9 protein-coding genes are annotated in these 12,528 nt (G+C 32.6%); 1 reads left to right on the forward strand and 8 read right to left on the reverse strand.

The annotated features are described in order from the left end of the window. Positions 1-5 precede the first annotated feature (5 nt). Positions 6-725: a LytR/AlgR family response regulator transcription factor gene (locus AAEO59_RS00500; protein WP_341698804.1), complete on the forward strand. Its 720-nt coding sequence runs from the start codon at positions 6-8 to the stop codon at positions 723-725. Positions 726-791: 66 nt separating this feature from the next. On the opposite strand, the gene AAEO59_RS00505 is transcribed toward AAEO59_RS00500, so the two are convergent. The 8 genes from AAEO59_RS00505 to AAEO59_RS00540 all read right to left on the reverse strand — a co-directional run bounded on the left by AAEO59_RS00505 (position 792) and on the right by AAEO59_RS00540 (position 12,510). Next, positions 792-1,313 carry a DUF3347 domain-containing protein gene (locus tag AAEO59_RS00505; RefSeq protein WP_341698805.1) on the reverse strand — a complete coding sequence of 174 codons (522 nt, stop codon included), beginning with the start codon at positions 1,311-1,313 and terminating at the stop codon, positions 792-794. Continuing rightward, positions 1,310-3,751, reverse strand: coding sequence for a zinc-dependent metalloprotease (locus tag AAEO59_RS00510; protein ID WP_341698806.1), 2,442 nt, complete (start codon positions 3,749-3,751; stop codon positions 1,310-1,312). The genes AAEO59_RS00505 and AAEO59_RS00510 overlap by 4 nt, the downstream gene beginning before the upstream one ends. 5 nt (positions 3,752-3,756) lie before the next feature. Then, positions 3,757-5,181 carry a RagB/SusD family nutrient uptake outer membrane protein gene (locus AAEO59_RS00515; protein WP_341698807.1) on the reverse strand — a complete coding sequence of 475 codons (1,425 nt, stop codon included), beginning with the start codon at positions 5,179-5,181 and terminating at the stop codon, positions 3,757-3,759. Positions 5,182-5,185: 4 nt separating this feature from the next. Continuing rightward, the gene (locus AAEO59_RS00520) at positions 5,186-8,824 is read right to left on the reverse strand and encodes a SusC/RagA family TonB-linked outer membrane protein (protein WP_341698808.1); all 3,639 of its coding nucleotides are present in this window, start codon (positions 8,822-8,824) and stop codon (positions 5,186-5,188) included. 131 nt (positions 8,825-8,955) lie between these two features. Next, the gene (locus AAEO59_RS00525; RefSeq protein ID WP_341698809.1) at positions 8,956-10,095 is read right to left on the reverse strand and encodes a FecR family protein; all 1,140 of its coding nucleotides are present in this window, start codon (positions 10,093-10,095) and stop codon (positions 8,956-8,958) included. Between the two features lie 187 nt (positions 10,096-10,282). After that, positions 10,283-10,849, reverse strand: a complete 567-nt coding sequence (locus tag AAEO59_RS00530) for an RNA polymerase sigma factor (RefSeq protein ID WP_341698810.1) — start codon at positions 10,847-10,849, stop codon at positions 10,283-10,285. A 150-nt stretch (positions 10,850-10,999) separates the two neighbouring features. Then, positions 11,000-11,518, reverse strand: a complete 519-nt coding sequence (locus AAEO59_RS00535) for a gamma carbonic anhydrase family protein (protein WP_341698811.1) — start codon at positions 11,516-11,518, stop codon at positions 11,000-11,002. A gap of 5 nt (positions 11,519-11,523) precedes the next feature. After that, positions 11,524-12,510, reverse strand: a complete 987-nt coding sequence (locus tag AAEO59_RS00540) for a PorP/SprF family type IX secretion system membrane protein (RefSeq protein WP_341698812.1) — start codon at positions 12,508-12,510, stop codon at positions 11,524-11,526. Between the last annotated feature and the right edge of the window lie 18 nt (positions 12,511-12,528).

The following is a 12,528-nucleotide window of genomic DNA, read 5'->3' on the forward strand; positions in this document are numbered from 1 at the left end:
AAATCATGAAGTGTGTAATTATTGATGACGAGCCATTAGCGGTTGATCTAATTAAAGAATTTGTAAGCAAAGTAGAAAGTCTTGAACTTATCAATACTTTCAATAATGCTATTGATGCCATCGCAATGATTAACACTTCGAATGTAGATTTAATATTTCTGGATATCGAAATGCCTCATTTTTCAGGCATTGATTTTTTAAAGGCCATTGACAAAAAACCACTAGTAATTTTCACCACTGCATATTCTAATTATGCTGTTGAAGGCTTTGACTTAGGAGCAGTAGATTATCTGGTAAAACCAATCCCTTTTAACCGATTTTTAAAATCGGTTATGAGAGCACAACAACTGTTTCTTTCTAATAAAACTATACCAAATACGTCCATCGCAACAGCAACTGTTCCTGATAACGAACCTGATTTTATGTTTGTACGTTCAGAATATGAAAACGTAAAAATTAATTTTGCCGATATTTTATTTATCGAAGGTTTGAAAGATTATGTAAAAATATACACTTCAGATAATAAATACACCCTAACCTTAACCAGCTTAATCAAACTGGAAAACACCCTTTCCTCTAAAGGTTTTGCCCGAATTCACCGTTCTTATATTATCAATATTAAATACGTTAAATCGATTCAGAAGAACAAGGTATTGATAGCTGACAAACGTATCCCAATAAGTGAAAGCTACAAAAATGCTTTCTTTGAAAAAATTAATTTATAATTTATACCAAAAAAAATACGGCTCCCTAGAAAGGAAACCGTATCTAAATTAAACTTAAAATCTAAATTACAAACTTGCTTTTACTTCTCCGCAAGTAAGCATGTTTTTTGGATAGTATGGATTTTTTATGTCTTTACTATCACTTGTCCATACAGCACCAGTCATTGGACAAACTTGCAAATATAAGGTCTCATCAATAGCTTTATATTTAGCTGCCTGTTCCCAATATTTCACAGAAAGTGTTTCAAAAGTCTTACGTTGTTTATTAATATCTTTTTCTGCTGCAATAGCTGTAGCTAATTCAATAATTTCTTTTCTTGTAGTTGTGGCTGCATTCATTTGCACCAGCGTCAACTTTTTAAATTTAAAGTTCACCAATGCATTTTTAAGAGCCAAAGCATTTGTCGTTACTGCAGAATGATCTGAAAGTACAAAACTGTTTTTCAATGCTAGGTAATTCTTTGTAATTTCCTTTTTTTGAGTTTCCCTTTTTTCAACTAATTCAGGAGCTACTTCTTCCTTAGAAGTTATTTGTGCTTGGGCAACAAAGCCAAAGCAAAGTAGAGCGATAACTAAAATTTTTCTCATGTTGTAGGTTTATCTAATTTGGTAATAATTTTTTCAATATCTGATAGAATACTTTCAAAATGGTCTTTGTTCAATCCGGTTGTGTTATGCATTAACTTAACAACAACAGTTTTCAAATTCAATAGATGTTGCCTTCCATATAATCTAACATCACTTCTTTGTGCTGTGTTTAAAGCTTTACCAGGTTCAACTTCTTTAGGAAGCAACAACATTCCCATTTTTTCAATATAACTACGCTGAAGACTCCTTCTGTAAAAATCTATTTTTTCATTTCCTTTAAAATTCACCCAAACTGTTTGCTCTAAATCATTTAAAAACTCAGGAACAGTATAAGCCCCTTCAAACTGCATGGCTTTTAAACTAATATTATAAAGCATTCCAGAGCTCAATAACATATTTAAAACCTGATTTTGTTGCTCTGAAATCTGTTCTACTGTTTTCAGAGATATCAACTGATCTATTTCCTGTGGATACATCCACAATGGCGCTTCAAACAATTGTCTTCCAACATATCCAATAGCGGCTTTTACTTTTGCTTTTGGTACTGGCTGATTTACAACCGCTTTTTCATCGGTAGTTCTCTTAGTAATGTAGTTATTTCCAATATATTTCAGCACATGATACAAATACCTTGAATATTGTCCAACTACTGCTTTATGCATTTCTTCCAAATTATTATAAGGATCATTTGGCTGATACGTCCAAGTAATCAAATTTGGAACTACTCTTTTAAGATTTTTAATTCCGTAATCACTGGCTAGAACGGCATCATCTCCAAGATCTTCAGATTGACTTCGTGGATCTTCATCTTTTCCTTCTCCTCCAAACCATAATTTAGGATTAGCAGTTAAACTATCAGTAGTTAATTTGGCTAATATTTTTTCTTCTTCAAATTCATCTTTAGTATTTGGAAGATATTTATATCCCCACTTGATAGCCCATTTGTCATACATCCCTATTCGTGGATAAATTCCTTTAGGGCTGATATTATCTTCCGGCTGCGCTACATAATTGAAACGGGCATAATCCATAATAGAAACCGTATGACCATTAGCTTCAACCCATTTTTTATCGCGAAGTTTTTCTACCGGAGTAGCACTACTTGCCCCCATATTGTGTCGTAACCCAATCGTGTGACCAATTTCGTGTGAAGACACAAAACGGATTAACTCTCCCATTAACTCATCGTCCAAATGCATTTTTCTTGCTCTTGCATCTAATGGACCTGCTTGAATCATATACCATCTTTGCACTAATTTCATCACATTATGGTACCATCCTACATGACTTTCTATGATTTCACCACTTCTTGGATCACTAATTCTTGGCCCGTATGCATTTGGTGTTTCAGAAGCATAATAACGTATAACCGAATATCTTGCATCCTCTAAACTCATAGTTTTATCATCTTCTGGCCACTCTTTACCTACAATAGCATTTTTAAATCCTGCTGCTTCAAAAGCTTTTTGCCAATCGTTAATCCCCGCAATCAAATAAGGTCTCCATTTTTTTGGAGTTGCCGGATCAATGTAATAAACGATTTGCTTTTTAGGCTCAACCAATTCACCTCTTAGATATTTATTAATGTCTTTATCCTTAGGTTCGAGACGGTAACGTTGAATGATATATTTTGTTTGTGCACGCTGTTGTTCATCATCAAACAAAACATATTTATTAGCAAAATAACCTACTCTTTCGTCTGCGAAACGCTTACGCATAGGAACCTTAGGAAGTAACACCATCGAAACATTTAAGCGTAAGGTTATACTTCCGCTACTAGCTGTAGAACTTGTATATGTTTTAGTAGTCTTTACTTCAATATTAATTGGGAAAGCATCTATTTTTTCAATGAAAGTTTTGTCATCGGCTAAAGAAGATAGTTTTTTTTCAGTCTTCTCCTTGTTTTCAATAGTAAAAACAGGATTTTCTTTCTTAAAAACATCTGTTACCTCAATAACAACATTCCCAGTCTTAGGATTAATTGTTTTAATTGAAAAAGCAGCAACAATTGGATTTTCATTGCTACCAGCTAATGCTTTTGCCAAAGCTGAATTGGTATTTCTTACATCCTGTCTGTATTGTAAGGATCTTAAATAAACGGTATTATTCGCTCCTTTTTCAAAATATACGGTTTGTTCGTTGGCTTTTTCTCCTCCAAAATTCCCAAAACCTTCAGGTGTTGAAAGATATCTGGTTACCACCAAAATCTCTCTGTTAAACAAACTGTCAGGAATTTGAAAGTAAAATTTATTATCAATCTGATTTACTGTAAACAAGCCCGAAATGCTTTTAGTGCTATCTTTGATAATCTTATTATAGGGCTGTAGGCCCTTTGGACTTGTGCTGGTACTATCAGCTTTCTTTTCTGCCTGATTTTGGCTAAAACCATGCTGGTAAGTGAATACCAGCATAGTTACTACTAAAAATATTTTTTTCATTGCTATTAAAACGGAACTTGTTCGTCAGTATTTAATGTAAGTTTTGGATTTTTTGTCAAAGCTGACAATGGAAACGGGATAATATACAATCTCGAGTTAGGCTGTAAGGTATACGTTTGTTGCGGCACTGTTTTATTTACTAATGGAAACAATCTGGTAATTGTTTTGGCATATTCTGCCTCAGTATTTAATCGTTTTAAGTCAAAAAAGCGATTAAAACCAAACATTAATTCTTTTCTTCTTTCGTTGATAACCAGCTCCATTGTTTCTTTTCTGGTAGTTGGTACAGCTAAATTTATTGTTCCAGACAAAATACGTTTAGCTCTTAATGTATTTAAAATAGTAACTGCTTCGGTCAATTTATCTTCTCTGGCTAAACATTCAGCTAACATCAAGTATACCTCAGTGGTTTTCATTCCAACCGTAGGATAAAAGAATTTGGTGTATGCCATAGACCAATAAGCAGTATTAGATCCCTGATCAAGAAATGATGTATTTGTTGTATTGAAAAACAAATTAAAACGAGCATCATTAGTACCAAATAAATTTCTTAATTCAGGGCTAATGACATATTGGTATGCAAAATTCATTTCATTATAACCTGTCATATACTGATAACTAAGCACTTCAACATTATTTGCCGCCGGCACACTTACTACATTAGGACCACCCTGAGCACTATATGCCACCAAATCAAAAATTTGATTCTTATAGCTTAATGACTTTTCAGCAGCTTCTTTCGCTTGAGCAATCTCACGTTTAAACAAATGCACTTTGGCCTTAAAAGCATAGGCAAAAGCAAGTGAAGGATGATACACATCTAAAGGAGTTTCCTTTAAATATGGCAATGCATCCTCAATATCTTTTTGAATAAAATCATAAACCTGAGCTACTGTTGACTTAGAAGGTTGCGCTTCTAAATCAAATTTATCCATGATACAAATACCACCATCAGTTGCAGCAGTTTGTGGATCATATCCTTTAGCGTAATGATTTACCAACAAAAAATGATCATAAGCACGGTTTATTTTAGCTTCCGCTTTTGCCAATTGCTTTGTTGCCTCATCACCCTTACTATCGTCAACTAAAGAAATAATGGTATTCCATCTGTTGATATAAGTATACGCCTGATTATAAAAACTGGAACTTGTCATCAAAGAAACCCTATCAGTGGTTTCATCAAAAGTAAAATTTATAGTGTTGATATTTGGAGTTACTCCGATTACGTTAGATTCCTTCATCCACTGATCATCAGATAAATACTGAAAATTATTAATAGGATAACCTCTGTTTGGCAATGAAACCATCTCAAGAAATTCATCAGCATTTTCGATAATTAAAGCTCCTTTAGGAGTAATATCAGTATAACTTTCGCAAGAGATAAAACTTAACATCAAAAGCGAAAACATTAATATATATGTATGTTTCATTTGTTTAAAGAGTTAGATTAACACCAAATAAATAGGTTTTAGGCAATGGTAAATTGCGAATTCCGGAATTAGCAGAATAAACTTCCGGATCAATATGATTTCCGGCAGCACTCCAATACCAAAGATTATTTACCTGAAAAGTGAATTTTGCAGCATCAATTTTCAACTTATTCACAAAAGGTTTAGGAAAACTATACCCTAAAGAAATATTTCTCAATTTGATATAATCACCATCAACAACATTTACATCTGAATTTCTCCATTGACTACTAATTGTTCCGGCATAACTTCTTACGTTTTCAGCTAAATCAACGTATAAACGAGTATTCCCATTTGGGTTAGCATCCGTATAGCGGTTTGAAATTCCTGAAAGATTTACCGCATCTGAACTCATATCTATTGTCTCTTTACGCATAACATTTCCTCCTGAGAAAACAAACAGAAAGTTTAAATCAAATTGTTTGTACGAAAAACGCTGAGACAAAGATCCTGTATAAGTAGGCATCAAACTTCCTTTATTTACTAAGGCATCAGCATTTGTAATGGTTTTAATTGAGGTCGAAATTGGGTTTCCATTAGCGTCAAAAGTAATAGAAGGATTTCCGTTTTCATCTAATACATATGGATAACCATTAGTAGTTCCTCCATATTTATAAGCATATAAACTATTGTAAATATCATTTTCAAAAAAATAATCACCAGGTGCACTAACATATACAGAAGCATTTGATTGTGCACGGGTTATTTTTTTTACTGTTGTTTTATTAAAACCTAAAATAAGATTAGAACTTATACGAAAGTCGTTCTTTTTATACCAGTCAGACCCAATAGAAAATTCAAGTCCTTTGTTTAGCAAAGCACCTGCATTAATTCTTCTTGAGGTAGCCCCTACAGTTGGATCCAAATCTGTTGTTGCTAATAAATCACTACTATATTTGCGGTAAACATCTACACTACCTCTTACTAGATTATTAAAAATACTAAAATCTAAACCATAATTTGTTGTTTGGGTTTTTTCCCATCTCAGCATTGGATTAGGCTGTGCTGTAATGTTTATGTACTGTAAAGATTGATATAAGTTATCATTTCTTCTTGTAGCGGTCACATATGGACTTGTAGATTGATCAACATTTCCGTTTACTCCATAAGTTGCTCTCAATTTTAAAGAATTCACCCAACTTACATTTTGCATAAAATTCTCATTGCTGATGTTCCATCCAAAACCAGTTGACCATAATGGACGATTTTTATATTTGTCATCTACACCAAACAAATCAGCACGATCAACACGATAACTCCCTGTTACATTATACTTTGATAAAAATGTATAAGCAACCGTACTAAACATTGAAAAAAAACGATGTAAAACTTCCGTTTGTGTTCTTGAAAGCGCTCCTAAAGTTTTATTACTTCCATAGATATAACTTGCTACTCCAGTCTGGCTAAGATCTAAACTATTGATGACAGCAGAAGTTAGGGTAACAGGGTCATAACCATAACGTAATTGCTCAATTGTTCTTGGTACGAAAGTCTCACGCATTTCAAACCCGGCAACAGCATTTACAACATGTTTACCATCACCAAATTCTTTATTATAATCTAATTGATTTCTGAAAGTATAATTATTTGCCTGACTACTTAATTGATAATAACGCCCACCTGTAGAAAAACCGGTAACATAAGTATAAGCTTTTGTAGTAGTATTATATCCTGTTAATGCATTAATAGCGTAACGCATTTTGTACGAGTCAATATCATAATATTGGTCATTATCATTTTTTCTAACCTCATATTGAAATTGTGTACTAGCGCTTAAACCATCCCAGATCTTAGCCTGTAAATTAGCAAACGCTCTTATACTTACTGATTTCTTATTTGTAATTCCCTCCTGAAGTGCATCTAAAACATTAAAAGTTATTGGTTTAAATCCGCTCAAAGCCGCTATTTTTTCTGCTACAGCCGGATTAATAACGCTGCTAGAGGTAAAGCCATCTGTAATTCCAACAAAAGGAGAAATAACCTTATCTCCATTATCATCCGTTATACGTTCATAACGTTTTTGAATATCATAATTCCCAAAACTTGAATCTGTAACATCTTCAGTTCTATAGGTTGTATTCAAACCAACTACAGCATTTAACCAATTATTTAATTGAAAACTGTTTTTTGCGTATAGATTAAAAGCCTGATTTTCGTTGTATTTAATTCTATTTAAAGATTTATCATAATTTAAGGAAACATACGAATTCTGTTTATTAGTACTTCCTGAAAAAGTAACGTTATAACGTTGTCTGAATTCATTTTGCCAAACATTATCACGATAATCTTTATAGTAATCATTCTTTCTCCATTGAGCAATAGTGGCATCATAATCAGTACTACTAATTTTCCCTTCCTCTAAATTTCTGTTTAATTGATACAAAGGACTATAATATTTCATACTACCGCCAATATCACCATAGCTATTGAACATGGTAGCACTATTTGCATATCTAGCTCTTTCTCTGTTATAAACTGCCTGCTCAAAATCAATCATATCAGTTGTTGAGGCATAATTCATATCTCTCAAATTAGGTTTTGTAGAAATAAAGAAATCAGTATTGGCCGTTACTTTTAATTTTCCACTTCCTTTTTTGGTATTTAAAACGATAATACCGTTTGCTGCTCTGGAACCATAGATAGAAGCGGCAGCGGCATCTTTCAAAACATTTACACTTTGAATATCATAAGGATTGATTTCATCCAGTGTTAATTCAGTTGGCAAACCATCGATTACTATAAGCGGACTATACCCTACTTGCAAAGAAGAAAAAGTACCAATACCTCTTAAAATGGGTTTATCGGCTGCTGCGCCTGAAGGATTTTTTTGAAACATTAAACCTGAAACACGACCTTCTAATGCACTGGACAAACTAGCATTAATATTTTCATTTAATACTTTTTGATCTACACTGGCAATCGCTCCGGTTGAATGTGCTCTGGACAAAGTTTGATAACCGGTAATAACAACTTCTTTCATGTCGTTAATTTTCTCCTCAACAACTATGACCATTTGACCACTGCCGTTTATTGGATACAACTTATCTTCAATTGTCAACCCAGAGCATAAAATTTTACAATCTGATGGTACATTTTCAATAGTAAAACTTCCATCAATATCAGTTATTGCAGTTTTATTAGTCCCTGTAACTTTAACATTCACGCCTGGAAAAGGTTCATTTTTACTATTCAAAACTTTTCCTTGAATATCAATCAAAGTATTTCCCTTATTTTGTGATTTCACAAAAGAAGTTACTACGATCGTTTGATTTGTAAGAGCAAACTTTAAATTTTGATTACTAAAAATAAGATTTAGAACTTCATTTAAACCATAATTTTTAACATTCACAGTAACAGGTTTTGCATCCTGAAACATCTTTTGCGTGTAAAAAACTTCGTAATTGGCCTGTTTTGCAACTTCTTTTAGAACTTTTTCAAAGGGAGCTTCTTTAAAATTTATAGAGATTTTCTGTGCGTATCCGCTATAACTGCAGAATAATACCAGCAACAAACAAAATTTCCATAAATTATTTAAACAATTAAATCTAAGATTTTTTTTACCAAGTCTTTGACCAGGCCTTTTTTCTTGTAAATTAAATTTCATACATTTACATCTGTTTTTAGTTTAACATTAGTGAACAATCTATACTAACTATTAACTTTTTAACAACCAGAAGCATCGCAACTGCTTCTGGTTTTTAGTTTATAGTTATAATTAACCGGTTATTTTTATACTTATGGATAAACGATAATTGTTTTCCCTTCGACTTTAAATTTTATATTACTAAGTTCAAGCACTTTTAGTACCTCAGACAAATTTTTATTCATAAAAGTACCTCCATTAAATCTCACATCAGAAACATTCCCACGATACTCTACTTTTATCCCATACCAGCGTTCTAATTGTTTCATGACTGTTTTCAAATCGGCATTATCAAATTTAAAACGACCATTTTTCCAAGCCACAGCTAAATCGGTATCTACCTCCTTGACTTGGATTTTACCTAAAGTCCCAGAAACATTTGATTGCTGTCCTGGTTTTAGAACTACTCTTTCATTGCCATGAGACACTGCGACACTTCCTTCTAATAATGTAGTCTTTACAAATTTCTCATCATTATAATTATGGATATTAAAATGGGTACCCAGTACTTCTACCATTTGATTACCACACTTTACGATAAAAGGTTTGCTTTTATTTTTAGAAACTTCAAAATATGCCTCCCCTTCTAGTTCTACGATTCTTTTATCTCCATTAAATTGGGTTGGATATTTTATGGAAGAAACTGCATTCAAAAAGACTTTTGTACCATCTCCTAAAATAATATTATACTGCCCTCCTAGAGGTGTTGAAAGTGTATTGAAAGATGCAACATCTCCTTTTGTTTTATTTGCTTCAGAATTTATAATGTAAGTAACCACACCATTAGCACTCAACTTTACAGTAACTTCTTCGTCATCGCCCTCTTTAGCAATAGCTCCTTCTTTAGACACATCTGACAAAATGATTTGCTTTCCATTGGACAAAGTAAGAATACCTCTGTTTCCTCCAGGTGCAATATCCTGTACCTTTTGAACAACTGGATTAACTTGCTTCTCCGTTTTTGTAAAATAAAATATTCCTGTTCCTAAAACAACAGCTATTGATGCGGCAACAGCAACACGCTGCCACAAACTAATTACCTTAGTTTCTTTTTCTAATGACAGTTGCGATTTTAAATATTCATAACTATCATTAAGCTGTTGCTCACTTAACTGCAACTTACTATTAGAAACTTTATATAAATACCAAGCGTCTAATTTATCTTTTTCTTCATTAGATAAAGTTCCGTTCTGGTACTTTTGAAGTAGCGTTAAAATTTCAGATTCATTCATAATTACAACAAGGTTTTTTGCCTTTTATAGTAGTAAGACAGTTATAAACAGCTTTTGTCATAGACAATGATAAAAAAAAATTAAAAAATCGTTAACAAAAGCCGAAAAACACCTATTTTTCATCAACTAATAGTTAATAAACAGTATGAAATTCAGACAAAAATTAACATAAACAACTAAAAAGACTTTAAACAAAAACGTTTAAAAAAGATTTTAGTTTTTGACGAAGTATTTTTACAGAATTATAGACCTGTTGTTTTGCTGTTTTATCAGTAATATTTAATTTGACAGCAATTTCATCATACGAAAGTTCTTCCACTTTTCTAAGAAGAAAAACTTCACGCATTTTTTCGGGAAGTAACGCAATTTCTTTAGCAATGATTGCTTCTAACTCTTTTTCTCTTAAATTAGAATCAGCCAATACATAAACGTTTTCGATAAAATCTGATATTGAATTTGAATAACGTGAAACTACTTTTTCATGAGCGATATAGTTTAACACTTTATTTTTGGTCGCTTTGTACAAATAAGAAGAAAGTGAACCTGTAATAATTAATTCATTACGTCTGTTCCAAATGGTTAAAAAAACATCCTGAACAATATCATTTGCTTCATCCTGATCTCCAAGTATCTTATAAGCATGATGGACTAAAAGTGTGGAATATCTTTCAAAAATCTCTGTAAAAGCCAACTGATCGTCCTCCATAAGGAGATTTAATAAAATACTATCAGCATATTCGCTATAAACAGACATTAATTAGAAAAGATTGAGAGTAAAACGCAAAAATACACATTTTAAATCAAAAATCTAAACTAGGCTTTTTGAGAAAGACAACAAGTAAATTGAATGGCTTATCAAAATAATTATTTCAAGTAAAATATTCCTTGAAAATATAGTTGTAAACTATTCTTCTTCCTTAAACCAACTGGAATACATCAGGTAGTTATTTGCAATACGTTCAATTTCTCCTGAAAAACTTGATTGATTTAATTCCTTTACCTTTTTAGCAGGAACACCAGCCCAGATAGAACCAGATTCAACTACTGTATTTTGAGTAATTACAGCTCCTGCAGCTATAATCGAATTACTTTCAATGGTACAATTATCCATAATTATGGCTCCCATTCCTATTAAAACATTATCCTGCACCACACAACCATGCACAATTGCATTATGACCTATAGAAACATTATCACCTATTATTGTTGGATATTTTTGATACGTACAATGGATAATAGCTCCATCCTGAATATTGACTTTATTGCCAATTTTTATGTAATTCACATCGCCTCTCACCACCGCATTAAACCAAACACTACAGGAAGCACCAAAACTTACGTCTCCTACAATAGTGGCGTTTTCAGCCACATAACAATCCTCAGGAATCAACGGTGATTTCCCATTTACTGATTTTATCAACATATAAATTAATTAATTGCAGGACAGTTACATTCGTATTTTTCGCGTTTACAAAATAAATTAAGTCCTAAGGTAATTTGATGAAAACCTCCTGTTCCAAATTTTACATCACCTCCTAAATGAGAATAAGTATAAGCAAACATGAAGTTATTATAATTCACTCCTACAATTGGTGAAAAAGATTGAAATCGTTGTCTGGAAACACCATTTCCATTATTATATTCAGCACCATCAAAACTGCTTCGATAAGACAATCCTCCCCATAAACTACCAAAATCCATGTTTTTATAGGCTTTCATATTAATATCGATTGCCTTTTGTTTCGTCGCATCATAATACTGAAACATAACAGATGGCTCCCACAATATTCTATCTTTATCTCCAAAAATATAACCTGAACTTAATATAAACTTTCTTAAGTTATCACTTTCTAACTGTGTATAAATATCTCTTCTGGTTTCTAAAAGTCCCTGAACGGTGGCGTGTACATAAAAATCTAAAAAATTATAAGACATCCCCACATCGACATTAAAATAAGAATCTTTTTGAATTTGCCCAAAGACAATTGGATCAAAATCTGTAAAAGTACTTTCATCTAACTGACTCTGGATTAACCCTCCGCTAATACCAAAAGACAACTGATTCAAATCAATTTCATCCCTTGAAAACATTAAATGATAAGCATAAGTAAACTTAACTCCTTTTTGAGAATGATATCCGTTTTTATCGTTAAAAAGAATAATTCCTCCTCCGGCTTTTTCACTTATTCTCCCATTAAAACTTAATGTTTGAAGTGAAGGCGCATCTTCCTGATCAAACCATTGTTTACGAGCTGTTAATCTCAATTTTGCACAATTGGAAGCCCCTGCCATTGATGGATGCAATAAGTAATAATTATCCGAAAGATAATCAGAATACACCGGAAGTCCCTCCTGTGAATATGCATACAACCCTACAAAACAACAGATTATGAAGTATTTAATTTTACTGTACATTGAAAAAAAATTAATCAG

The sequence above is a fragment of the Flavobacterium flavipallidum genome, assembly GCF_038289905.1.
GTDB lineage: Bacteria > Bacteroidota > Bacteroidia > Flavobacteriales > Flavobacteriaceae > Flavobacterium > Flavobacterium flavipallidum.

Bases quoted from the DNA above. Each gene is read 5' to 3' on its own strand.
- AAEO59_RS00525 (WP_341698809.1), bottom strand. From the start codon at position 10,095: ATGAATGAATCTGAAATTTTAACGCTACTTCAAAAGTACCAGAACGGA.
- AAEO59_RS00510 (WP_341698806.1), bottom strand. From the start codon at position 3,751: ATGAAAAAAATATTTTTAGTAGTAACTATGCTGGTATTCACTTACCAG.
- AAEO59_RS00520 (WP_341698808.1), bottom strand. From the start codon at position 8,824: ATGAAATTTAATTTACAAGAAAAAAGGCCTGGTCAAAGACTTGGTAAA.
- AAEO59_RS00505 (WP_341698805.1), bottom strand. From the start codon at position 1,313: ATGAGAAAAATTTTAGTTATCGCTCTACTTTGCTTTGGCTTTGTTGCC.
- AAEO59_RS00530 (WP_341698810.1), bottom strand. From the start codon at position 10,849: ATGTCTGTTTATAGCGAATATGCTGATAGTATTTTATTAAATCTCCTT.
- AAEO59_RS00500 (WP_341698804.1), top strand. From the start codon at position 6: ATGAAGTGTGTAATTATTGATGACGAGCCATTAGCGGTTGATCTAATT.
- AAEO59_RS00535 (WP_341698811.1), bottom strand. From the start codon at position 11,518: ATGTTGATAAAATCAGTAAATGGGAAATCACCGTTGATTCCTGAGGAT.
- AAEO59_RS00515 (WP_341698807.1), bottom strand. From the start codon at position 5,181: ATGAAACATACATATATATTAATGTTTTCGCTTTTGATGTTAAGTTTT.
- AAEO59_RS00540 (WP_341698812.1), bottom strand. From the start codon at position 12,510: ATGTACAGTAAAATTAAATACTTCATAATCTGTTGTTTTGTAGGGTTG.